The 24,358-nt window shown below is 60.1% G+C and carries 17 protein-coding genes; 15 read left to right on the forward strand and 2 right to left on the reverse strand.

Features of this window, described 5'->3' with window-relative positions:
- The first annotated feature begins 36 nt into the window (after positions 1-36).
- Positions 37-480 (forward strand): 50S ribosomal protein L11, encoded by a 444-nt coding sequence (gene rplK, locus HMPREF2993_RS05810; protein ID WP_010189723.1) that lies wholly within the window; start codon positions 37-39, stop codon positions 478-480.
- Positions 481-577: 97 nt separating this feature from the next.
- Positions 578-1,282, forward strand: a complete 705-nt coding sequence (gene rplA / locus HMPREF2993_RS05815) for a 50S ribosomal protein L1 (RefSeq protein ID WP_010189722.1) — start codon at positions 578-580, stop codon at positions 1,280-1,282.
- 583 nt (positions 1,283-1,865) lie between these two features.
- Here rplA and HMPREF2993_RS05820 read toward each other — a convergent pair.
- Positions 1,866-2,660: a siderophore-interacting protein gene (locus tag HMPREF2993_RS05820; RefSeq protein WP_070701484.1), complete on the reverse strand. Its 795-nt coding sequence runs from the start codon at positions 2,658-2,660 to the stop codon at positions 1,866-1,868.
- Between the two features lie 124 nt (positions 2,661-2,784).
- Here HMPREF2993_RS05820 and HMPREF2993_RS05825 point away from each other — a divergent pair, with 124 nt between their 5' ends.
- The 8 genes from HMPREF2993_RS05825 (at position 2,785) to HMPREF2993_RS05855 (ending at position 8,760) form a co-directional block, all read left to right on the forward strand.
- Positions 2,785-3,729, forward strand: coding sequence for an ABC transporter substrate-binding protein (locus HMPREF2993_RS05825; protein ID WP_046647765.1), 945 nt, complete (start codon positions 2,785-2,787; stop codon positions 3,727-3,729).
- A complete protein-coding gene (locus HMPREF2993_RS05830) occupies positions 3,730-4,797 on the forward strand; it encodes a FecCD family ABC transporter permease (RefSeq protein ID WP_083306509.1) in 1,068 nt (355 codons plus the stop codon).
- Positions 4,794-5,846, forward strand: a complete 1,053-nt coding sequence (locus HMPREF2993_RS05835) for a FecCD family ABC transporter permease (RefSeq protein ID WP_070513381.1) — start codon at positions 4,794-4,796, stop codon at positions 5,844-5,846. Before HMPREF2993_RS05830 ends, HMPREF2993_RS05835 begins: the two co-directional genes overlap by 4 nt.
- Before the next feature lie 6 nt (positions 5,847-5,852).
- Positions 5,853-6,647 carry an ABC transporter ATP-binding protein gene (locus HMPREF2993_RS05840; protein WP_070513377.1) on the forward strand — a complete coding sequence of 265 codons (795 nt, stop codon included), beginning with the start codon at positions 5,853-5,855 and terminating at the stop codon, positions 6,645-6,647.
- A gap of 338 nt (positions 6,648-6,985) precedes the next feature.
- Positions 6,986-7,507, forward strand: coding sequence for a 50S ribosomal protein L10 (gene rplJ / locus HMPREF2993_RS05845; protein ID WP_010189711.1), 522 nt, complete (start codon positions 6,986-6,988; stop codon positions 7,505-7,507).
- 86 nt (positions 7,508-7,593) lie between these two features.
- Entirely contained in the window at positions 7,594-7,980 is a 387-nt protein-coding gene (gene rplL / locus HMPREF2993_RS05850; RefSeq protein WP_046647762.1) for a 50S ribosomal protein L7/L12, read from the forward strand.
- Positions 7,981-8,204: 224 nt separating this feature from the next.
- Positions 8,205-8,438 carry a type II toxin-antitoxin system RelE/ParE family toxin gene (locus tag HMPREF2993_RS13110; RefSeq protein ID WP_231913979.1) on the forward strand — a complete coding sequence of 78 codons (234 nt, stop codon included), beginning with the start codon at positions 8,205-8,207 and terminating at the stop codon, positions 8,436-8,438.
- On the forward strand, positions 8,416-8,760 hold the full coding sequence (locus tag HMPREF2993_RS05855) for a HigA family addiction module antitoxin (RefSeq protein ID WP_230308966.1): 345 nt from the start codon (positions 8,416-8,418) through the stop codon (positions 8,758-8,760). The genes HMPREF2993_RS13110 and HMPREF2993_RS05855 overlap by 23 nt, the downstream gene beginning before the upstream one ends.
- Before the next feature lie 17 nt (positions 8,761-8,777).
- Here the strand turns inward: HMPREF2993_RS05855 and HMPREF2993_RS05860 are convergent, their stop codons facing one another.
- Positions 8,778-10,022 (reverse strand): MFS transporter, encoded by a 1,245-nt coding sequence (locus HMPREF2993_RS05860; RefSeq protein ID WP_070701486.1) that lies wholly within the window; start codon positions 10,020-10,022, stop codon positions 8,778-8,780.
- 159 nt (positions 10,023-10,181) lie between these two features.
- Here HMPREF2993_RS05860 and HMPREF2993_RS05865 point away from each other — a divergent pair, with 159 nt between their 5' ends.
- The 5 genes from HMPREF2993_RS05865 to HMPREF2993_RS05885 all read left to right on the forward strand — a co-directional run.
- Entirely contained in the window at positions 10,182-11,138 is a 957-nt protein-coding gene (locus HMPREF2993_RS05865) for a cell envelope lipid trafficking protein PgfA (RefSeq protein WP_046647759.1), read from the forward strand.
- Positions 11,139-11,432: 294 nt separating this feature from the next.
- Positions 11,433-14,912, forward strand: a complete 3,480-nt coding sequence (locus tag HMPREF2993_RS05870) for a DNA-directed RNA polymerase subunit beta (RefSeq protein WP_046647757.1) — start codon at positions 11,433-11,435, stop codon at positions 14,910-14,912.
- A 102-nt stretch (positions 14,913-15,014) separates the two neighbouring features.
- Entirely contained in the window at positions 15,015-19,010 is a 3,996-nt protein-coding gene (locus tag HMPREF2993_RS05875; RefSeq protein ID WP_070701488.1) for a DNA-directed RNA polymerase subunit beta', read from the forward strand.
- Between the two features lie 236 nt (positions 19,011-19,246).
- Positions 19,247-19,849, forward strand: a complete 603-nt coding sequence (locus HMPREF2993_RS05880; protein WP_070701490.1) for an ECF transporter S component — start codon at positions 19,247-19,249, stop codon at positions 19,847-19,849.
- Positions 19,850-20,264: 415 nt separating this feature from the next.
- Positions 20,265-24,358, forward strand: a 4,094-nt coding sequence (locus HMPREF2993_RS05885; RefSeq protein WP_168166769.1) for a YPDG domain-containing protein, incomplete at its 3' end; no start/stop codon positions are given.

Consider the following 24,358-nt stretch of genomic DNA (forward strand, 5'->3'; position numbering starts at 1 on the left):
GGCGGCACTCCGGTACCACAGGAAAGAGGTAATTCGATGGCTCCCAAGAAGAAGGTCACTGGCCTGATCAAGCTCCAGATCGAGGCAGGCGCTGCTAACCCGGCTCCGCCGGTCGGCCCGGCACTCGGTGCCCACGGCGTCAACATCATGGAGTTCTGCAAGGCCTACAACGCTGCGACCGAGTCCCAGCGCGGCAACGTCGTGCCGGTGGAGATCACCGTCTACGAGGACCGCTCCTTCGACTTCAAGCTGAAGACCCCGCCGGCAGCGAAGCTCCTGCTCAAGGCTGCTGGCATCAAGAAGGGCTCTGGCGTTCCGCACACCGACAAGGTTGGCTCCGTGACCTGGGATCAGTGCAAGGAGATTGCACAGACCAAGTTCGAGGACCTCAACGCTCGCGACATTGAGAACGGCGCCCGCATCATCGCTGGTACCGCTCGCTCCATGGGCATCACCGTTGACGGCGTCCCGGCTAAGTAAAAATTCGATTTAATGCGCGATACGTTCTGTATCGCGCGTGGCAGGGCCAGCTTCGGCCCGCTATCACCACATCAATCCAAGAAAAGGAATTGCACTTATGAGCACCAAGTCCAAGGCATACAAGGCTGCCGCTGAGCTGGTAGACCGCTCTCGCCTGTACCGTCCGATCGAGGCCGCCAAGCTGGCCAAGGAGACCTCCTCCAAGAACTTCGACGCTACTGTCGACGTTGTCTTCCGCCTGGGCGTTGACCCGCGTAAGGCTGACCAGCTGGTTCGTGGCACCGTCTCCCTCCCGCACGGCACCGGTAAGGACGTCCGCGTGGCCGTCTTCGCTGAGGGTGACAACGCTGAGGCCGCTAAGGCTGCTGGCGCCGACATCGTGGGCACCGAAGAGCTGATCGCTGCCATCAACGAGGGCAACATCGACTTCGACGTTGCTATCGCCACCCCGGATCAGATGGCCAAGGTTGGCCGCGTTGCACGCGTGCTGGGCCCGCGTGGTCTCATGCCGAACCCGAAGACCGGCACCGTGACCGCCGACGTGACCAAGGCTGTTGCTGACGTCAAGGGCGGTAAGATTTCCTTCCGCGTGGACAAGGCTTCCAACCTGCACGCCATCATCGGCAAGGCTTCCTTCGATGCTGAGAAGCTGGCTGAGAACTACGGCGCGCTGTACGACGAGATCATTCGCCTGAAGCCGTCCTCCGCTAAGGGCATCTATGCCAAGAAGATCACCATCTCCACTACCTCCGGCCCGGGCATCCCGGTCGATGCTTCCGTGGAGAAGAACTACACCGACTAATTGATGTCTGTGTAAACGAATTTTAGGCCCCGGCTCTTGGATGAGCTGGGGCCTTTTTCGCGCTTTCTCTCTTTTGTTTATGCAGGTCACGGCCGGATATCTTTCTGACAGGTAATTGGCAGCTAAGTACGATGGCCTTTCAAGGAAAGTGCTGCATACTAATTCTTGTGCGTTTGAGAGAGGCGCATGAGAGATAGAGAGAACACCCTGAGTCTTGCAGGGCGGGCGGCGTGAGAAACCGCCTGATAAACAAGACCCCTTACAACGCGGGTTCCGGATTTCACCGGGGCCCGCGTTGTACTGTGTAACCCAAGTCAGGTACTCCACGCCGTGGACTTAAGCGGAGATGCATCAGGCCTAGGGCAAACGCGGACGCTGGATGTAGATGGTTCTAGTCAAAAGGTTTTCTTGGGGGCAAACAAACCATATGGAGGAGCGAAGAAGGTTCGTTTGGGGGCAGGTGAACCTTCTGACTGAAACCTCCTGACGGAAACCTTCTGATGGGAACCATGTGGCAGCGCACCGAGTTATTCACCGGCTATCCGCTGCCGGTTAAAAGGATTAGATGCGTGCGAAGTCCGCTTTAAGGCCGCGGCTTGCCCTTCATCCAGTACACGGACCAGATGACGTCTTCGCGCGGCACACCCCAGTCATGCACGGCTATCGAGCGCACTGCTTTGGCCAGGTCCCCTTCGCCGGATACCCACACCGAATCCGGCGCTGTATCCGCGGTGAAACGGGAGCCGAGAAGTTGTCTGGCGCGTGTGCAGTGTTCGTCGTGTGGAGCCAGGACCATGGTGAGTGAGCGGACCTTGCCGCGCCACGTCTCCTCCAAGCCGTCTTCAACTTCAGCGTCGTCTGTGATCATGGCAACGACGTCGACTGCACCCAAGGTTTCCGGTGAGAAGGCTTCGTAGTGCTCGAGGATGTGCCACAGCGCCGGTAGGGCAGAGGCATCTGCGAGTAACAGTTGTGACTTCCTAGGGGCCTGCCACAGTGCTTGCCCGGTATATATTCCGGCGGTATCCCCGGGTTGGGCATTGAGGATCCAGCGTGAGCCCGGGCCATTATCGCCATGGGTCACCACGTCGACATCGATGGTGCACGCTTCTTGGTTGAGCTTGCGAATTGTGTACCAGCGCAATGCTGGGCGAATGTCGTCGGGCAATCGGGTGACGGCGGCGCGAACATTGACATCGTCGACCGGGAAGGGCGAAAAATCCTGCTCGTCTTGGGGCATGAGGAGCCCAAAATACTCGTCAGGCCCGGCTAAGGGGTAGTCACTAAAAGCCGGCGAGTGAAAAGTTAAACGGTGCAGCCGCGGCTTGAGGCGGGTGTTCCCGGTGAGGGGGACGGGCAATAAGCGGTGATGCGTCAAGGGAATTGATCCTAGGTAGAGGCCAAATTTGAAACCATCATAACGTACAGGTTAGGCTAGCCTCAAATAATTTAGGGGTGCGAATGCTTGCATGCTCGTTCCCGTTGAAGGAAAGGTTTATTCCATGGTTGCTATCCACCGGCGCGCGAAAACCGTGCTCGCTATTGTCTCAGCGGCAGCGATTGCTTTAGCGGGGTGCTCCCGCGGAAGTGGCGAGGACAGCGCGGGTGCGGACAGTGCTGAGGAGGTGCGCGTTGCCAGCCTGGGGCTCGGTGATGCCGATACCGTGCTGGCACTCGGAATCACTCCGGTTGCTGTGGCCCCCTGGGGTGCGAAAGGGGATGGTGATCCCTCCGGAGTTGGCCCATGGGCGAAGGAGCTTTTGGGAGATGCCCAGCCCGAGGTGATCTATAACACCGCCTCCGGTTTCACGGCCGAGGTTCTAGAGCAGGTCACTGCCTCGGACCCCACACAGATCATCGCCGTGAACCAGGCAGTGGATCAGGAGGCGAAGAAATCCCTCGAGGATATCGCCCCGCTGACCGTGAAGCCCGAAGGTTTCGAGGACTGGCAGATCCCCTGGGATGAGCAAGTCAAGACCATCGCCTCTGCCTTGGATAAGGAAGAGGAGGGGGAGAAGCTCATTGACCAAGCAGAGGGCGCCTTTGAGCAGTTCAAGGACTCCCACCCGGAGCTGCAGGGCAAGCGCGCAGCCATCCTCATGCCCTATGACGGGAAGCTGGGCCTCTACACGGCAGAAGACGGCCGTGGCCAGTTCATCGAAGACCTCGGCTTTGAGATCCCCAAGGAACTGCAGGGTGATGGTTCCAGCTTCTTCGTGGACTATGCCCCGGAAAACTACTCCCAGCTCAACAATGTGGACTATCTGTTCGTCTTGGATTACAACGGTGCGGTCGATGAACTCAAGAAGGATTCCACATTCCAAGGCCTGGACGTGGTCAAGGATGGACGCGTCCGCTACCTCGACACGGACACCGGCAATGCGATGAGCGTGCCGAACCCGCTGACGATCCCGTGGGCCGTCAACAAGTTCGAAGAGCAGCTCTAAGTGCTCGCACTACCGAGGAAGGCTGACGCTATCCACGGCGTTGCGTACCCGCAACGCCGTGGCAAGGCAGACGCACTGGATTCGCGGGGGAGAAGCCGCGCACTGCTCACCACGGCCCTGGTTGTGTCGACCTTCCTCCTTTTGCTGTGCTCATTGGCGGTTGGCTCGAGGGCTATTCCGTTGCCGGATCTGGTGTCTGCCCTCCTCCGCGGAGGCGAAGCAGATATCGAGAACATCGTGTGGGATTTGCGTATCCCCCGCACGTTCGTGGCCTACTTCGCGGGAGCAGCAATCGCGGTATCGGGTGTAATCGCCCAGTCCTGGACTAGAAACCCCTTGGCGGATCCGGGCTTCATCGGTATCACCGCGGGAGCTTCGTTCCTGGTTGCCCTCGGGACGGCGCTAGGTGTCGCCACCTCAACCGGGATGCGGACAGCGCTCGCCCTCGTAGGCGCCGGCCTGGCCACAGCATTAGTGCTGGGTGTGTCCCGCAGGTTTCAGGATCCCCTGACGCTGGTCTTGGTCGGCGCAGGTGTTGCTGCTGCCTTGAGCTCTAGCGCCATGTTGATCGGCCTGTACTCCACGGATGTCCTCGACAGCATGCGCCGGTGGACCATTGGCTCCACGTTTGGGCGCGGTCCAGAAGATGTCGCCATCGCAGGTGTCGGATTGCTCATCGGGTTTATCATCGCCGCACGTGTGGCGCGCCCGCTCGATCTTCTGGCAATGGGGGAGGAATCCTCGGTTGCTCTAGGTGGTTCTCCCACGCTGGCGCGGCGCGGCGCTGCCTCGAGCATCGTTGTTCTAGCAGGATGCGCAACTGCGGCGACAGGGCCCATTGCCTTCGTCGGATTCGCCATCCCCCATCTGCTGCGCCGGTTCACGGGGCCAGAAGTTACCGCGATGATTGCCCCAGCCGCATTGCTCGGTGGTTGCTCCGTACTCGCTGCGGATATTCTCGGCCGCCTCATCGCGGGCCCCTCTGAGTTGGAGATGTCCATCGTCTTGGCCTTTGTGGGCGCACCATTTCTCATCTGGGCCGTACACCGCGGGGAGCACAAGCTATGAGTGGGCGGGTGAAGGGGGACGTCGTCAAGCAACTGCGTTCCCAGGAGCGGCAGCGCCGGGCATGGATATGGGCGGCCACCTGCTTCTTTGTTCTGGTCGCGGCAAGCTCCTATGTCCTCCTGCTGGGGCAGGGGCCCGTGGACTTGAGCCCGGGGCGGGTCCTGGAGATCCTCAACGGCGGCGGAAGCCGCAGCGAAATCCGCGTTGTCTGGGACCTGCGCATGCCGGTAGCTCTAGCGACCCTCATCGTGGGCGCCGCGCTCGGACTGGCAGGGTCGTGGACGCAATCCATGTCGCGCAATCCGCTGGCCTCGCCTGACATCCTTGGCGTGACTGGTGGCGCGTCCGTCATGGTGGTCCTCGGAACGGTATTCTCCCGGCCGTTGCTTGCCGACGGCCTCTCCATGTTCTGGTGGCGGGCCGGACTCGCGCTGTTGGGTGCGGTGCTAGCGGCCATCCTGCTGGTGGCGCTTGGGGGAATCGGCACGAGCAATCGCATCGTCATCGTCGGAATCGCGCTCTCCCTGCTGTTCCAAGCGCTGGTGGCGTATCTCTTACGCGCAGCCGAGCTCCTCCGCGCGGCGCAATCCCAGCTGTGGCTGGCGGGAACCACGGGTTTCGTGCGGATGGAGGTCATTCTTCCTCTGCTCGTGGGGCTGACTCCTTTCGTGGTTCTTGGCCTGTGGTGTGCTCGGGAGCTGCCGCTCCTTGCACATGATGATCTCTCGGCCCTTTCCCTCGGGGTCAACATCACGCGAACACGCGCGCTGCTGCTGGTGGCAGCTACGGGCATCTGCGCGGTGACCGTATCCGTGGCCGGTCCCATTGGTTTCATTGCACTTCTGGCCCCGCATGTGGGGCGCATTGTTGCCCGGACGCCCACGCCTGTGCCACTGGTCTCCTGTGCTGCAGGCGCTGCCTTGTTGAGCGCGTGCGCTGTCATTGCTGGAGCGTTGCCGATGGACGCTCCGGTGGGTGCAGTCTCCTCCATCATCGGAGGGTGCGCCCTGGTCATCTTGGTGTGGAATGCCGCACGGCGGAGAGGATAAAAGCGAGTGAAAGACAGAGAAATTACGGCCACTGGTATTCATGCTGGCTATAAGGATGGGGAAGACATCCTGTCGAGTGTTGACTTGGTGGCCCGCCCAGGCGAAATCACCACGCTTATCGGGCCCAATGGCTGCGGCAAATCCACATTGTTGAAGACCTTGTCTAAGATTCTTCGCCCGCGGCAGGGGAGCGTGCACATCGGCGAGCTGGACGTGCACGCCATGAGTCCGAAGGAAGCCGCTGCCCACGTGGCGCTTCTTCCGCAGCAGCCGACGGCGCCGGATGGGCTGCGGGTGGGCGAGCTCGTCGCGCGCGGCCGCTACCCGCACCTGGGCCGTGGTCGGGGACTGTCCGCGAAGGACCGCGACATCATCGCGCAGGCCTGCGTGGAGACTGGCATTACGGACTTCATCGACCGTGACATCGCGGCACTCTCGGGCGGCCAGCGCCAGAGGGTGTGGCTCGCGCTGGCCTTGGCGCAGGACACGCCAGTGCTGCTTCTCGACGAACCCACAACCTTCCTCGATCCAGCCCATGCCATCAGCGTTCTGCAGCTCGTGCGCAAGCAAGCCGACGCTGGGAAAACGGTCGTCGTCGTGTTGCATGATCTCATGCTGGCCGGGCAGTACTCCGACACCATGGTGGTCATGAACAACGGCGAGGTCATCGCGCAGGGAACGCCCCGCCAGGCGTTGCGGAAAGAAGTGCTGGCCGCAGCCTATGGCATCGACGTCGAGATCTGGGACGACCCACGCAGCGACGCCCCCGTCATCGTTCCGCGCGGAGTGCTCAGCGACTGACAACGTTCATGCAGGAACCCGCGTCGAAAGCTCTCAGCGGAGCAATTTGGAGTTATGACAGGTCGGGTTGTAAGGTACCTAGCGAAGTTTGAACGGCCCGCTGAGGCCGAGTCAAAGTTCACCGAAGACCGTCGGTCATCCGGATATCCGGATCGAAGGTTCCTCATCCTAGAGGGCGGCCCACGCAGGAGACACTTTGCGAATAAGCGCGGATTTCCGCGCGCGCCCTGTGCTCTTGCACGGGGCTTTTGTTATTTCGGTTGTCCATCGGGCAAGCGGAGTAGGGAAGGCCCCGGCGGAAAACACAAGAGATGTTTCGAAAGGAGGCGAAGTAGAAAATGGCAAACCCGAAGAACACCGCAGACCTGGCGGCACTGAAGGAGAAGCTCGAGGGTGCAAACTCCATCGTGCTTACCGAGTACCGTGGCCTGACCGTGGGTCAGCTCCAGGAGCTGCGTAACAACCTCGGCTTTGACGTTGAGTACTCCGTCGCCAAGAACACCCTTTTCAAGATCGCTGCCAACGAAGCTGGCATCGAGGGTCTTGACGAGCACCTGACTGGCCCGACCGCTATTGCGTTCATCAAGGGCGAGGCAGTGGATGCTGCGAAGGTCATCACCAAGTTCGCTGATGACAACAAGGCACTCGTTATCAAGGGTGGCTACATGGACGGCAACGCTCTGTCTGCCGACCAGGTTGAGGCCATCGCCAAGCTGGACAACCGCGAGACCACCCTCGCAAAGCTGGCTGGCGCCATGAAGGGTTCTATGGCAAAGGCTGCCGCCGTATTCAACGCTCCTGCAACCAAGATGGTCCGCACCGCTGCGGCCCTGCAGGACAAGAAGGCTGCGGAAGCTTAAGACGCCACTTACAGGCGCACAACTTAAACACACACACTTATCTGGCTGCCTAGTGCGGCTAGGAACAATGAGAAAGGATGCCAATCATGGCTAAGCTCACCAAGGACGAGCTCATTGAAGCTTTCAAGGAAATGACCCTCATCGAGCTCTCCGAGTTCGTCAAGGAGTTCGAGGAGGTCTTCGACGTTGAGGCCGCCGCTCCGGTTGCTGCTGTTGCTGCTGGTGCCCCGGCTGCCGGCGGTGCCGCTGAGGAAGAGAAGACCGAGTTCGACGTCGTTCTGACCGACGCTGGCGCTAAGAAGATCGGCGTTATTAAGGCTGTCCGCGAGATCGTCTCCGGCCTGGGCCTGAAGGAAGCTAAGGAGCTCGTTGAGGGTGCTCCGAAGGCTATCCTCGAGGGTGCTTCCAAGGACGACGCTGACGCTGCTAAGGCTAAGCTCGAAGAGGCTGGCGCTTCCGTCGAGCTCAAGTAATTCACCTGAATTACTAAAGCTTTCCTGCGCAGTACACTCGCTGCGCTCCAACAACCCCGTTCCGCTTTTTGCGCGGTGCGGGGTTGTTCCCGTTTTGTCGGGACCCCGATGGCCCAGCGGATTCTAAACATTTCGTGTCAGGTCTTGACACTAGGGTCAAAAAGAGACACTATTGGGGTGTGCAATTTCGGCGTAGAAGTCTCGAGCGGTTCCATCAGGATGGTGTGCCGCCGCGATATATTCCATCGGAATTGCGTTCGGTAGTGCGCCGCAAGTTACTTATGATTGGGCGGTCTGTAAATGTCACGGACCTTCGGATTCCACCAGCAAACCGGTTGGAGCGGCTCAAGGGTGACCTAGAGGGCTACTACTCAATTCGCGTCAACTCGCAGTGGCGCATCATATTCAAGTGGACACCCGAAGGAGCTGTTGACGTTGACTTTATCGACTACCACTGACGCGCATACTCATGTTGATGTTGTTCCTGTTCCGCATCCTGGAGAAATCCTTCTCCTAGAATTCCTCAAACCCTGTGGTATTACCCAGTATCGCCTGGCCAACGACATTGGCACTACCCGCTCTCAAGTGTCCAAAATTACCCGCGGTACGCTCGGTATCAGTGCCGATATGGCTTTGCGTTTGTCGGCCTACTTTGGGAACTCCGCGGAGTTCTGGCTCGGACTCCAAGAGGAATACGATCTGTGGAAAGCTCGCCAGATCACGGATGTCAGCGCTATCGTTCCGTGGAATCACAAAGAAGAAGCCGACTCTCACTCATAGAAACAGTTGACTTACGCTTATGAGTGGCTAGGGGAGTCCTCTTTCTCCTTCGCGTCTGCTTGCGCAAGGGCGCGATCGGCTCTGCGCACAAAGATGAGGGCGGGCCCGATTGCGAGGAGCCCGGCGAGCGCATTTGCCCACAAACCAGTGGTCAAGGTCCAGCGATGAGATATTGCGGCCAGAGGGGTCGACCACACACTAGAGAGTGAAACGACGGTGCTCATTTGGATATTGGTGACTCGGCCAAATGTTTCTTCGGCCATAAGCCTGTGGAGTGCGGCATAGGTTACCGCGCCGGCGGCTGGGGCTGTAAGAACGGACAGTCCTAGCGGGATGATCATCAACAGGCTGGGGCTGAGCAGGGCACCACATGCGATTGATGCAGCAACCCAGGCACATGTGCCTACCTGAAGGGCTGCGAAGGAAAACTTCTTTTGCATCCAACCCGTCGACAAAGCACCCACAATCCCGATGAGGCCGATGGACGTGCGGGCTAGTCCCGTTACCCATCCAGGGTTGTTCCCCTCCTCCAGTATGAGGACGGCCATGAACAGTGAGCCGTTAATTGCACAGTTCGACAGTGTTTGCATGGCAATGAGCCCGCGAAGTAGGGGCGAGCGAGCCACGATGGCTAAGCCTTCCTTGGTTGTGCGTAGGAGCTTGTTCTCTGCCTTCTTTGCGGGGTCTAGGTTAGCCCTGATGAAGAGGAAGAAGACGATGGTGAGGAAATTTGCCAGACCGACAAACACGAAGGGCAGAGCCACATTGACTTCTAGAAGTGCGCCGCCCACAGTGGGGCCGATGAGTCCCGCAAATTGCAGACGTGCTTGGATGAGCCCTTGTTTGGCGGCGAGCTGTTCTTCTTCAACGAGCTGGGGCAGGCAAGGGTCGGAGCAAGCTTGGCCTATTCGGTAAAAGAGCATCATGCTCCCGAGTAGCGCACCGAAGACGATGGGGGAGAAGCTTCCGGATAGAATGAGGCCCGCTAACGCGAGGTTGAGTATCCCAGCCAGCGCGTTGGTCACAATGATGAGTGGCTTGCGGCGCCACATATCCGCAAGAGAGCCGCCGATGATGCCGCCTGCCAGTGCCGCAATTCCAGTGATGGTTCCATACAGGCCGGCAAGGGTAAGACTATCGCTCAAACGTAGAGTGACCACTGGAATAGCAAGCCCGGCTCCCACCCCAGCTATCTGAGCCACGAGGTCTGACCATAGGTAGAGGCGGAAGTCTCTGTTCTTGCTTTGGGGGTCATTCTTCATTGGTTCCTGCAATCTGCCGATCCGATCTCAAGTGTGATGTGGGGCACTTATCCTTAGACTATTAAACGCTCCGGTAGCCCCCGTCAACGCCACGTGAATCTGAAACGCACCCTCCGGGGAAATGTGTTTTGAGCAAACGAATCGGTAGGATAAGCCACCATGCTGCCCAAGTCCCGCATCTTCTCCGTCCTCCTGCTCGGCCTCGGCGTTGCGCTGATCGCGGCCGGCCTGACGGCGTCGAGCTTCTTGAGCTTTAGTCCGCGCCTGCCGTTGGATATCGAGGACACGACGTGGACTTTGCAGGATGACAATGCTACCGCGCAGGAGCTATCCGCGGAGGGCGTTACGCAGTATGAGGGGCCGATGACTTATCAGCTCAACCTGGACATCCAGGACCCAGCAGACAAGGAGACGGCGACGCTGCGAGTGGGGGAGTCCGCCATCCGCGGCGGCACGGGCAACGTGGAGGACTTAAGCTTTGCCCGCGTGTGGAATTATCCCGTTGACCGCCTCAGCGGTGAGGCCACGGGCCCGGCGGCGCTCTCCCACACCATGGGCTCGCCCACGGCGGAGGTGCCCGTCGAGGGCTACTGGCTGAAGCTGCCCGCCGATGCCGAGCAGACTACCTACCCGGTCTTTGACCCGGTGCTGCGCAAGGCGGCCGACGCCGTCTTCGAAGAATCCCTCGACATCGACGGCCGCACGGTCTACCGCTACCGCCAGGAGATTGAGCCCACCAACGTGGCTACCCTCTATGCTGGCAGCACGACGACCACGCTGAGCAACGAGGATGGCTCCACCGAGCAGGGCTACCTCTTCCACGCCGCAACCCGGGACCTCTACGTGGATCAAGCCACCGGACTCGTCGTGGGCATGGACGTCGATATCAAGGACTACTGGGCCGACCGCGAGGGTAACGAGCGTGAGGTGCAGTTCGCCTTCAATGGTGCGACTTCTGAGGAATCCCGCGCGGAGCTGCTCCAGCAGGCCGAGCGCTTCCCGCGGAGTGCTGTGGGGCAGTGGGTGCGCTGGGGCGGCATCGGAATCGGTGCGCTTCTGGTGTTGCTTGGGGCGCTAGGCGCTTTCCGACGTCCCACTAGCCGCCACTCCCGCTAGCTGCGCGTGCTAGGGGCCCGCGCGTGCGGATCTACGTAGCGACACGCCGTGGGCGCGTTTCGCCTTTACAAGGCCGCCATTATGCTATAGGCTATTTCGTTGCGCTGGAATCTGGATCTTTAGTGCACATTTAGCCTTTCGAGCGGTGATGGTAAAACCGACTTGACAAGGTGATTTTGTGCATTCTAAACCCAGTCATTCCACAGCAGACCGAATGCTAAATCTACCAGCGGTTTTGCACCTCACCGGCCAGGGTGGGGCCGCAATCCGCCAGAGGTACTGGAAGGACCCATCTTGGCAGTCTCCCGCCAGACCAAGTCAGTGGCCAACATCCCTGGAGCCCCGAAGCGATACTCCTTCGCTAAAATCAGCGAGCCTATCGCCGTCCCGGGCCTCCTCGATCTACAACTCGATTCTTACGCGTGGCTCATCGGCACCCCCGAGTGGCGCGAGCGCGAGCAGGCAGAGCGCGGCGAAGACGCACGCGTGACGAGCGGCCTTGAGGATATCCTCGAGGAGCTTTCTCCGATCCAGGATTACTCGGGCAACATGTCCCTGTCCCTGTCGGAGCCTCGCTTCGAGCCGGTGAAGAACACCGTGGACGAGTGCAAAGAGAAAGACATCAACTACTCGGCGCCACTGTACGTCACCGCAGAATTTATCAACAACGACACCCAGGAGATTAAGTCCCAGACCGTCTTCATCGGTGATTTCCCGATGATGACCGAGAAGGGCACCTTCATCGTCAACGGCACCGAGCGCGTTATCGTCTCGCAGCTCGTGCGTTCCCCGGGTGTCTACTTCGACCAGACCATCGACAAGTCCACCGAGCGCCCGCTGCACTCCGTGAAGGTCATTCCTTCCCGCGGTGCGTGGCTCGAGTTTGACGTCGACAAGCGCGACACCGTCGGCGTGCGCATCGACCGTAAGCGCCGCCAGCCGGTCACCGTGCTTCTTAAGGCCCTGGGTTGGACCGAGGAGCAGATCAAGGAGCGCTTCGGTTTCTCCGAGCTCATGATGTCCACCCTCGAGTCCGATGGCGTGGCCAACACCGATGAGGCTCTGCTGGAGATCTACCGCAAGCAGCGCCCGGGCGAGCAGCCCACGCGTGACCTCGCGCAGGCACTGCTGGATAACTCCTTCTTCCGCGCGAAGCGCTACGACCTGGCCAAGGTGGGCCGCTACAAGGTCAACCGCAAGCTCGGCCTGGGTGGAGACCACGACGGTCTGATGACCCTGACCGAGGAAGACATTGCCGTCACCCTCGAGTACCTCGTGCGCCTGCACGCCGGCGAGCGTGAGATGAAGGCCCCGAACGGTGAGATGATCTCCATCCACACCGACGACATCGACCACTTTGGTAACCGTCGTCTGCGCACCGTCGGCGAGCTCATCCAGAACCAGGTCCGCGTGGGCCTGTCCCGCATGGAGCGCGTCGTTCGCGAGCGCATGACCACCCAGGACGCAGAGTCGATTACCCCGACCTCCCTGATTAACGTCCGCCCGGTTTCTGCTGCCATCCGCGAGTTCTTCGGCACCTCCCAGCTCTCGCAGTTCATGGACCAGAACAACTCCCTGTCCGGCCTGACCCACAAGCGCCGCCTGTCCGCGCTGGGCCCGGGCGGTCTGTCCCGTGAGCGCGCCGGCATCGAGGTGCGAGACGTCCACGCTTCGCACTACGGCCGCATGTGCCCGATTGAGACTCCGGAAGGCCCGAACATTGGCCTGATCGGTTCGCTGGCTTCCTACGCCCGCGTCAACGCTTTCGGCTTCATCGAGACCCCGTACCGCAAGGTTGTAGACGGCAAGGTCACCGACCAGGTGGAGTACCTCACCGCTGATGAAGAGGATCGCTTCGCTATTGCGCAGGCAGAGGTTGAGAAGGATGCCGACGGCACCCTGACCGGCGACCGTATCGAGGTGCGCCTCAAGGACGGCGATATCGGCGTGACCGACGCCGCCGGCGTTGACTACGTCGACGTTTCCCCGCGCCAGATGGTTTCCGTGGCAACCGCCATGATTCCGTTCCTCGAGCACGACGATGCTAACCGTGCCCTCATGGGCGCGAACATGCAGCGCCAGGCCGTGCCGCTGGTGCGCTCCGAGGCCCCGTACGTGGGCACCGGTATGGAGCAGCGCGCCGCCTACGATGCTGGTGACCTCATCATCACCCCGAAGGCGGGCGTGGTGGAGAACGTCACCGCGGACCTCATCACTATCATGGATGACGAAGGCCAGCGCGATACCTACATGCTGCGCAAGTTCGAGCGCACCAACCAGAACACCAACTACAACCAGACCCCGCTGGTGTCCCTGGGTGAGCGCGTCGAGGCAGGCCAGGTGCTTGCCGACGGCCCCGGTACCCACAACGGTGAGATGTCCCTCGGCCGCAACCTGCTGGTTGCCTTCATGCCGTGGGAAGGCCACAACTACGAGGACGCCATCATCCTCAACCAGCGCATCGTGGAGGAAGACATCCTCACCTCGATCCACATCGAGGAGCACGAGATTGATGCTCGCGATACCAAGCTGGGCCCGGAGGAGATCACCCGCGAGATCCCGAACGTCTCCGATGACGTTCTGCGTGACCTCGACGAGCGCGGCATTGTCCGTATCGGTGCTGACGTCCGCGCGGGCGACATCCTCGTCGGTAAGGTCACCCCGAAGGGTGAGACCGAGCTGACCCCGGAGGAGCGCCTGCTGCGCGCCATCTTCGGTGAGAAGGCCCGCGAGGTGCGCGATACCTCCATGAAGGTGCCGCACGGTGAGACCGGTAAGGTCATCGGCGTTTCCCGCTTCTCCCGCGAGGATGACGACGACCTAGCCCCAGGCGTCAACGAAATGATCCGCGTCTACGTGGCTCAGAAGCGCAAGATCCAGGACGGCGATAAGCTCGCCGGCCGCCACGGCAACAAGGGCGTTGTGGGCAAGATTCTCCCGCCGGAGGATATGCCGTTCATGGAGGATGGCACCCCGGTGGACATCATCCTCAACACCCACGGTGTGCCGCGTCGTATGAACATCGGCCAGGTTCTCGAGGTCCACCTCGGCTGGCTGGCACACGCCGGCTGGAAGATCGATACCGAGGATCCGGCCAACGCCGAGCTGCTCAAGACCCTGCCGGAAGAGCTGTACGACGTCCCGCCGGAGTCGCTCACCGCAACCCCGGTCTTCGACGGTGCCACCAACGAGGAGATCTCTCGTCTGCTGGCTTCCTCCAAGCCGAACCGCGATGGTGACGTCATGGTGGATGAGCACGGCAAGGCCCGCCTCTTCGACGGCCGCTCCGGCGAGCCCTACCTGTACCCGGTTTCCGTGGGCTACATGTACATGCTCAAGCTGCACCACCTCGTCGACGAGAAGATTCACGCTCGCTCCACCGGTCCGTACTCCATGATTACCCAGCAGCCGCTGGGTGGTAAGGCACAGTTCGGTGGCCAGCGCTTCGGTGAGATGGAGGTGTGGGCAATGCAGGCATACGGCGCTGCCTACACCCTGCAGGAGCTTCTGACCATCAAGTCCGATGACGTGGTCGGCCGCGTCAAGGTCTACGAGGCCATTGTCAAGGGTGACAACATCCCGGATCCGGGTATCCCGGAGTCCTTCAAGGTCCTCCTCAAGGAGCTGCAGTCCCTCTGCCTGAATGTGGAAGTTCTCTCCACCGACGGTACGCCGATGGAACTGTCTGGCTCCGACGAAGACGACATGGACGGCGCTCCGTCCCTGGGCATTAACCTGTCCCGCGACGAGCGCTCCGACGCAGACATCGCCTAGCTTTTGGTCCGCCGCTTATCTACGGCGGCGGGCATAACGAAACACCACCTACATACAAAGCCATCAACTTCCCCCTGACGGGGGATGAAAGGGAGACATTACGTGTTTGACGTAAATCTCTTCGACGAGCTCCGCATCGGGCTGGCCACCGCAGAGGACATCCGTCGCTGGTCCAAGGGCGAGGTCAAGAAACCCGAAACCATCAACTACCGCACCCTCAAGCCGGAGAAGGACGGCCTCTTCTGCGAGCGCATCTTCGGCCCGACCCGTGACTGGGAGTGCTCCTGCGGTAAGTACAAGCGCGTGCGCTACAAGGGCATCATCTGTGAGCGCTGTGGCGTCGAGGTGACCAAGTCCAAGGTGCGCCGTGAGCGCATGGGCCACATCGAGCTGGCCGCGCCGGTGACCCACATCTGGTACTTCAAGGGCGTTCCTTCCCGCTTGGGCTACCTGCTGGACCTGGCTCCGAAGGACCTTGAGCGCATCATTTACTTCGCTGCCAACATCATCACCTCCGTGGACGAGGAAGCTCGCCACAATGACCAGTCCACTCTGGAAGCTGAGATGCTGCTGGAGAAGAAGGACGTGGAGGATGACGTCGAGTCCGAGATCGCTGAGCGCGCTGCCAAGCTCGAGCAGGATCTGGCCGAGCTGGAGGCCGCCGGCGCCAAGGCCGACGCCCGCCGCAAGGTCCAGAACGCTGCCGACAAGGAAATGCAGCACATCCGCGAGCGCGGTGAGCGCGAGGTCGCTCGCCTCGACGAAATCTGGAACACCTTCATCAAGCTGGCTCCGAAGCAGATGATCATCGATGAGACCATCTACGAAGAGCTGGTTGACCGCTACGAGGATTACTTCACCGGCGGCATGGGTGCAGAGGCTATCCAGACCCTCATCCGCAACTTCGACCTCGAGGCTGAGGCCGAGGAGCTCAAGGAGATCATCAACAACGGCAAGGGCCAGAAGAAGATGCGTGCCCTCAAGCGCCTGAAGGTTGTTGCGGCCTTCCTGCGCTCGGGCAACGACCCGGCCGGCATGGTGCTCGACGCTATCCCGGTGATCCCGCCGGAGCTGCGCCCGATGGTGCAGCTGGACGGTGGCCGCTTCGCCACCTCCGACCTCAACGACCTCTACCGTCGCGTGATCAACCGCAACAACCGCCTCAAGCGCATGATCGACCTCGGCGCTCCCGAGATCATCGTGAACAACGAGAAGCGCATGCTGCAGGAGTCCGTTGACGCGCTCTTCGACAACGGCCGTCGCGGCCGTCCGGTCACCGGCCCGGGTAACCGCCCGCTGAAGTCCCTGTCTGACCTGCTCAAGGGTAAGCAGGGTCGCTTCCGCCAGAACCTGCTGGGTAAGCGCGTGGACTACTCCGGCCGTTCCGTGATTATCGTTGGTCCGCAGCTCAAGCTGCACGAGTGTGGTCTGCCGAAGCTCATGGCTCTGGAGCTGTTCAAGCCCTTCGTCATGAAGCGCCTGGTGGAAAACGACTACGCGCAGAACATCAAGTCCGCTAAGCGCATGGTGGAGCGCCAGCGCCCTGAGGTGTGGGACGTCCTCGAAGAGGCCATTTCCGAGCACCCGGTGATGCTGAACCGTGCACCGACCCTGCACCGCCTGGGTATCCAGGCCTTCGAGCCGAAGCTCGTCGAAGGTAAGGCCATCCAGCTGCACCCGCTGGCTTGTGAGGCCTTCAACGCTGACTTCGACGGCGACCAGATGGCAGTCCACCTGCCGCTGTCCGCCGAGGCGCAGGCTGAGGCACGCGTGCTGATGCTGGCCTCCAACAATATTCTGTCCCCGGCCTCCGGTAAGCCGCTGGCTATGCCGCGCCTGGATATGGTTACCGGCCTGTACTACCTCACCATGGACAAGGGCGAGGACGAGATCGGTGGCGCGGGAGCTTACGCTCCCGCAGACGAAAACGGACCGGCCCAGGGCGTGTACTCCTCCTACGCGGAGGCCATCATGGCTCGTGACCGCGGCGTTCTGGGCCTGCAGGCCCCGATCAAGGTGCGCATCTCCCACCTGCGTCCGCCGTCAGACATTGAGGCAGAGCAGTTCCCGGATGGTTGGCAGAAGGGCCAGGCTTGGCTCGCTGAGACCACCCTGGGCCGCATCATGTTCAATGACCTGCTGCCGTGGAACTACCCGTACCTCGAGGGCGTCATGGTCCGTAAGGGCGGCGCTGGCAACAAGATGCTGCTGGGTGACGTCATTAATGACCTCGCTGCGAAGTACCCGATGATCACCGTTGCCCAGGTTCTGGACAAGATGAAGGACGCGGGCTTCTACTGGGCCACCCGTTCCGGCGTGACCATCACCATGCACGACGTTCTGGTTCTTCCGAACAAGACCGAGGTCCTCGAGTCTTATGAGAAGGAAGCAGAGCGCATCGAGCGCAAGTACTGGGAGCAGGGTGCCCTGACCGAGCGCGAGCGCTACGACCGCCTGGTTGAGCTGTGGAAGGACGCCACGGACACCGTGGGTAACGCCGTCGAGGAGATGTACCCCGACGACAACCCGATTCCGATGATCGTGAAGTCCGGTGCTGCCGGTAACATGCGTCAGATCTGGACCCTGGCCGGTATGAAGGGCATGGTTGTGAACTCCAAGGGTGACTACATCACCCGTCCGATTAAGACCTCCTTCCGCGAGGGCCTGTCGGTTCTGGAGTACTTCAACAACTCGCACGGCTCCCGTAAGGGCCTGGCGGATACCGCTCTGCGTACCGCTGACTCCGGTTACCTCACCCGTCGTCTGGTGGACGTGGCGCAGGATGTCATCGTCCGCGAGGAAGACTGTGGCACCCGTCAGGGCGTGCGCGTCCCGATCGGCGTCGAGGTTGCCGAAGGCTCCTACGACCTGCACGAGCTGTGGGAGACCTCCGCATCCGGCCGCGTCGTGGCTAACGATGTCAAGGATGAAAACGGCGAGGTTATTGCCGAGGCAGGCGCTGACCTGACCGAGGAGCTCAGCCGCAAGATCGTCGCCGCTGGCGTTCTGGAGATCAAGGTTCGCTCCGTGCTGACCTGCCAGACCCCGGCTGGTGTTTGTGCGAAGTGCTACGGCAAGTCCATGGCCTCCGGCAAGCTGGTCGATATCGGCGAGGCAGTCGGCATCGTGGCCGCGCAGTCCATTGGTGAGCCGGGTACCCAGCTGACCATGCGTACCTTCCACCAGGGTGGTGTCGGTGGCGATATTACCGGTGGTCTGCCGCGTGTTCAGGAGCTCTTTGAGGCCCGTAACCCGAAGAACCGTGCTCCTATCGCTTCCGTCGACGGCACCGTGTCCCTGTCCGATGAGGGCAACTTCTGGACCCTGACCATCACCCCGGATGACGGTTCCGACAACGTGGTCTACGAGAAGCTGTCGAAGCGCCAGGGCTTGGCTCAGGTTCGCCGCCCGATGGAGTCCAATCCGGACGCCATGATCGAGCGCTCCCTGCGCGACGGTGACCACGTCAGCACCGGTGACCGCCTCATGCGTGGTGCGGCTGACCCGCACGACGTGCTGGAGGTTCTCGGCCGCCGCGGCGTGGAGAAGCACCTCATCGACGAGGTTCAGGCTGTCTACCGTGCACAGGGTGTGGCCATCCACGACAAGCACATCGAGATCATCATCCGTCAGATGCTGCGTCGCGGTACGGTCATTGAGGCCGGTTCCACCGAGTTCCTGCCGGGTACCCTGGTTGACCTTTCTGAGGCCAAGCAGGTCAACGCCGCTCAGGTCGCTGAGGGCGGCCAGCCGGCACAGCTGCGCAGTGAGATCATGGGTATTACCAAGGCCTCGCTGGCTACGGAGTCTTGGCTGTCTGCTGCGTCCTTCCAGGAGACCACGCGTGTGCTTACCGACGCCGCCATCAACAAGCGCTCGGATCAGCTCATTGGTCTCAAGGAGAACGTCATCATCGGTAAGCTGATTCCGGCTGGTACGGGTATTTCCCGCTACCGCAACATCAGCGTGAAGCCGACTGAGGCTGCACGCAATGCTGCGTACTCCATTCCGACCTACGGTGATTCCATCTACGGCGACGATGGCTTCGGTGAGTTCACCGGCGCTTCCGTCCCGCTGGAGGAGGACTACACCTTCTAGGACCTGGTTCGTCAACGACCTAGTCCTTTAGTCCTTCGACACCGAGGGAAACCACAGACCCGCACTTCACCCGCCAGACACTGGTGGGGAGGAGGTGCGGGTCTTTTCTATCGGTAGCACCGGACCGGGACGTCCCTTCCGGAGCCGCCGTCCTGCGCGAAACTTTGGGTTCTCTTACAATAGCGTCAACAAGGGCACAAGAACCCCAGTGCTCGTGCTCAGGAAGGTGCCGACCGATGACATTTCCGAACACTGGATTCGAAAAGCCTGCCCCGAAACCACGCGCGTGGACGGGCGTTGATGCTCTTATTGTTGCCGGCTATGTCATTGCTGGCGCGCTCCTATTGTGGGGAAGGGGAGCGTTTATTAATCGCTTGGTCATGGGAGAAGATGAGCCTCTCCCAACGCATGTGTTGCTACCGCTGCTTTCTGGGACGGCAGCGCTCTTCCCCCTGGCCGGGCTATGTGCGGCCTTAACTGTCCAGAAACCGTTGGCCGCATTTGTGGGTTATGTCATGTCGGTCATGCTGGGTTATGCATTCAATGGCGTCGTAGGCCCCAGAGTCGTAGTGGAGGTAGTAATCATTGTCCCGGTCATCGAGGCCGTTTTCTTCGGCTGTAAATATGCCCGCTTCGATTTTCTTAGCGGGAGCCTCGCCGGTTTTGCTGCGGTAGTGGTAAGCGGACTTGTGGGCATTATCGCGCTTGGTTTTGATGTGGAGCATCTTGCAACCCAGTTCGGCTGGATGCTTATTAGGCTCCTGGTCACCTTGGTCGTTGTGGTGCCGCTGGCCTATGTCATCGCAAAGGCGGTGCGGCCCGTGCTTCGACAGCAGTGACGGGGGATGGAGGTAACTACACCTTCGAGAGGGATATCCGTGTAAGACACGCCGCGAATAGCCGGTAGAGTTATCTACTCTTTACCCCCGCCGGCACCCCATGAAGAAGGGTGTGGCGGGGGTAATTTGTATGAGACCTAAATTACGAACGTAGAGCAACCTGTGAACGGCATAAGCATTGGAGCCGCCTGTGGCCTGCGGGTTTAGCAGTTTTCGTTCGCGGAATGGGCTATGACGTGCATGGACACCGTTAACCGAGAGCGAATTTTGCCCTTGCGGGAAGCGGCGGGGGGGGGGAGGGTCTCAGCTTGAGTCCAGTCTGCCTTCAGGAACGCCTAAGAAGCTTCGGAATCTGACCGGGGGCGGGCTGCTGACCGGATACATATTTTTTCTCAAGAAAGGATTCTTCATGAAAATGAAGAGTTTCAACGGATCAGCTCGTCGTCGCGGCACGACGATTGCAGCTGCCGCTCTCTCTGTTGCCATGGTGGGCCCCTTCGTCCACTCGGTAACCCCGAACTACAATGTGGCCGCAGTCGCTGGCACCCCGGCCGAGGCTGGCCAGCCGAACACCGCCGGTAATGGTGTCAAGTACCCGGGTGAGCACAATGGTGCCTACCAGTCTGTGGTGGATGAGCAGCGCTACACCTTTACCCCAGGGGCAGCCAAGGAAGGTGCGATTGAGTCTGGTGCCGATCAAGGCGCTAACGAATCGATCGAAGGTTACGTCATTCACCAGCGCGACGGTGACCTCTCGGTGTACCCGGGCACCCGTGACCCATGGAAGCCGATTCCGATGGAAGGTGTCCGCGTCTACGCTCAGTGGACTGAGAAGGGCGGTGTGACCTCGCCTGTGTACACCACCACTACCCGCGCGGATGGTCGCTACACCATTCACATGAAGCCCTTCAACAATGCGAAGGGCGAGGTAGTCAAGTTCGATGCGGACCCGAATGGCCCGCAGTACGAGAAGATCCGTGTGTGGGTAGACAACCCGGATACGGAAAACTTCACGCAGCTGTATGGCTACAACTTCGGCCACATGGGTCCGAACGCCGCTACGTACGACACCCCGGGTGGCATGGGCTGGCTCGTTGGCCCGGACCGCGTGACCAACGTTCGTTTCGCATTTGGTGAGAAGACCCGCCATGACGTGATGCACCGTGACAAGGCTGATCAGAACCCGGTGGTTGGCAATGGTCCTGGCCAGATCAAGGGCAACCTGTTCTGGCACCTGTACAATACGCAGGGCGCGTTCACTCCGAGCCTGATGAACAAGATGAACGGTGCCGATGTGCCGGCAACGGGCGTGAAGGTTTACGGTTCCTACCTGTCTGACTACGCAGTTAACGAGATCAAGACGAAGGCTGCTAAGGATCTTGGCTTCGACGAGATCCGCGGGCGTGGTTGGACCAACCGCAACGAGACTGCGCTGCAGAACTGGATCAAGCGCAAGATGGCGGAAGAGGGCAAGGACAAGTGGATTGCCGAGACCTCTGAAGCCACTGTCGACAGCAAGGGCGACTACACGCTGCAGTTCAAGGGCACCTTTGGGCGAAATACCGGGACAACCAACAACGTCGACCGTGGCTACGACGACGGCGCGCTCATCTACACCGACCTGGCGCGTGATAACGGTGCTGAGGTGACCTTCCCTGACGGTTCGAAGCACAATGCTTATAACCTGTTTGGCCAGGTTGCGCCTGCTGCAGACGTCGGTAGCTGGGAGAGGTCCGTTACTGGTCGTGGCATCAAGAACATTCCGAAGCACGTGAACTGGGACTGGCTGTTCTTCTCTACGGAGGAGACTGAGGGGCTTGGTCAGTTCACGCCGTTCTACAACAACTCCTTCCTGCCGCGTGACCAGTACGTGTTCAACGGTGAGGGCAAGTGGGCTGGTGGCATGGTCTACGGCGCCGGCGAGCACTACCTGCTGGAGAACCGTCACGTCATCTACTCGGACTACGTCGTCTTTGACGTGCTTGAAAAGGACACTCGTCAGAATCCCGCAAAGCCGGGCGACAAGGTTGATACCAAGACGGCTGGCCTGCCGATCCAGTGGGTTGACGGCCTGCAGTACCAGATCGAGTGGGTTAACGGTGACACCGGTAAGGTAGAGAAGACCTGTGAGCCGGTGGATCCGGAGCCGGCCGGCACCATTCCGTCTTGCCAGTTCGACACCACGGGTGTTAAGTCCACGACGACGTTCACTGCGTACCTGTACCCGGTCAACAAGAAGACCGGGGAGCGCGGTCAGGCTATTGCGGCCGACGCATTCACGGTTCTGGTTGGTTGGCAGCCACACTACGAGGAGACTAAGGCTAAGCCTGGTGAGGCAACCCCTTCCAAGGCTCCGACTTTCGATAACACGGAGACCGAAGACGTCGAGATGCTCACTGCTGAGGAGCTGAAGAACCAGGACGCAACCAAGGAGCCGACGAAGTTCGCGCTGCCTGAGACCTTCAAGGCTCCAGAGGGCTACACCGTCACCGTCGATGAGAAGACCGGTAAGGTTTCCGTAACCTTCCCGGATAATGCAGCCAACGAGGACAGCATCGAGGTTCCGGTCCAGGTCACCTACAAGGACGGCACGACCGCAACTGGTACTGCACGCTTCGTCGTTGAGTCCACCGACCGCGACGCCGACAAGTTCGAGCCAAAGTACGAGGACGGCAAGGGTAAGCCTGGTGATGATGCCAAGGTTGATGCTCCGAAGTTCAAGGACGGCGAGGGTAACGACACCGATACTCCGGATGGCACCACGTTTGCTCCGGATGAGTCTGAGGACAAGGCTCCGAAGTACATCGATAAGGACGGTAATGAGAAGCCGTTGCCGAAGGACAATGTAAAGGTTGATCCGAAGACCGGTGAGGTCACCGTTACGGTTCCGGAGGATGCGAAGCCTGGCGAAAAGATCACTGTTCCGGTGGAGGTAACTTACCCGGATGGTTCTAAGGACAACGTTGATGTGACGGTTACCGTTGAGGATCCGGATGCTCCGGAGCAGCCTGGTGACAAGGACGCCGACAAGTTCGAGCCAAAGTACGAGGACGGCAAGGGTAAGCCTGGTGATGATGCCAAGGTTGATGCTCCGAAGTTCAAGGACGGCGAGGGTAACGACACCGATACTCCGGATGGCACCACGTTTGCTCCGGATGAGTCTGAGGACAAGGCTCCGAAGTACATCGATAAGGACGGTAATGAGAAGCCGTTGCCGAAGGACAATGTAAAGGTTGATCCGAAGACCGGTGAGGTCACCGTTACGGTTCCGGAGGATGCGAAGCCTGGCGAAAAGATCACTGTTCCGGTGGAGGTAACTTACCCGGATGGTTCTAAGGACAACGTTGATGTGACGGTTACCGTTGAGGATCCGGACGCTTCTAATTCTGATGTGAAGGTCGATGCTATTCCTGACACGAGGGTTGCTCGTGGCGAGAAGGTTTCCATCCCAATCGAGGCTACCGACGGTGCAGAGATTTCCGTTACTGGATTGCCTGAGTTCCTGAAGCTCAACGGTAACGTCATCGAGGGCACTGTTCCTGAGGACGCTGAACTTAAGTCTTACGACATTGAGGTCAAGGCGACGAAGGATGGCAAGGAAGCAACGGATGAGTTCAAGCTGACCGTTGTTACCTCTATCTTGGTTGATTCTGATGGTGATGGTGTCTCCGATGAGCAGGAGAAGGAGGACGGTACTGATCCGAACAATCCGGATACTGATGGTGATGGCCTGACCGATGGTGAGGAAAAGGAGCACGGTACCGATCCGAACAAACCGGACACCGACGGTGACGGCATCAACGACGGTGACGAGGTCAAGGACGGTACTGATCCGACCAAGGAGGACACCGATGGTGATGGCCTGACCGATAAGGAAGAGAAGGATCTTGGTACTGATCCGACGAAGCCGGATACTGATGGTGACGGCCTGACCGATAAGGAAGAGGTCGACGGTTCCAAGAACCCGCACAAGGACAACAAGTTCGACGAGGACGGTGAGCCTGGCAACACTGATCCGACGAACCCGGATACCGATGGTGATGGCCTGACCGACCGTACGGAAATTGAGATCGGCACCGATCCGAATAACCCGGATACCGACGGTGATGGTCACAAGGATGGTGACGAGGTCAAGGACAATAAGGATCCGAAGGATCCGGATTCCTTCCCGGGCGATGACACCGACACCGATGGTGATGGTGTTCCGGATGCCCAGGAAGAAAAGGACGGTACTGATCCGAACAACCCGGATACCGACGGTGACGGCCTGACCGATGGTGAGGAAAAGGAGCACGGTACCGATCCGAAGAACCCGGATACCGATGGTGACGGTGTTAACGACGGTGACGAGGTCAACCGTAAGGATGAAGACGGTAACCCAGCTCCGACTGATCCGAAGAATAAGGACACCGATGGTGACGGCCTGACCGACGGTGAAGAAAAGGAGATTGGGACCGATCCGACGAAGCCGGATACCGATGGTGACGGCCTGACCGATAAGGAAGAGGT

Origin of the sequence: Corynebacterium sp. HMSC068G04, from assembly GCF_001814885.1 — a bacterium.
In the GTDB taxonomy this organism is placed as follows: Bacteria; Actinomycetota; Actinomycetes; order Mycobacteriales; family Mycobacteriaceae; genus Corynebacterium; species Corynebacterium hiratae.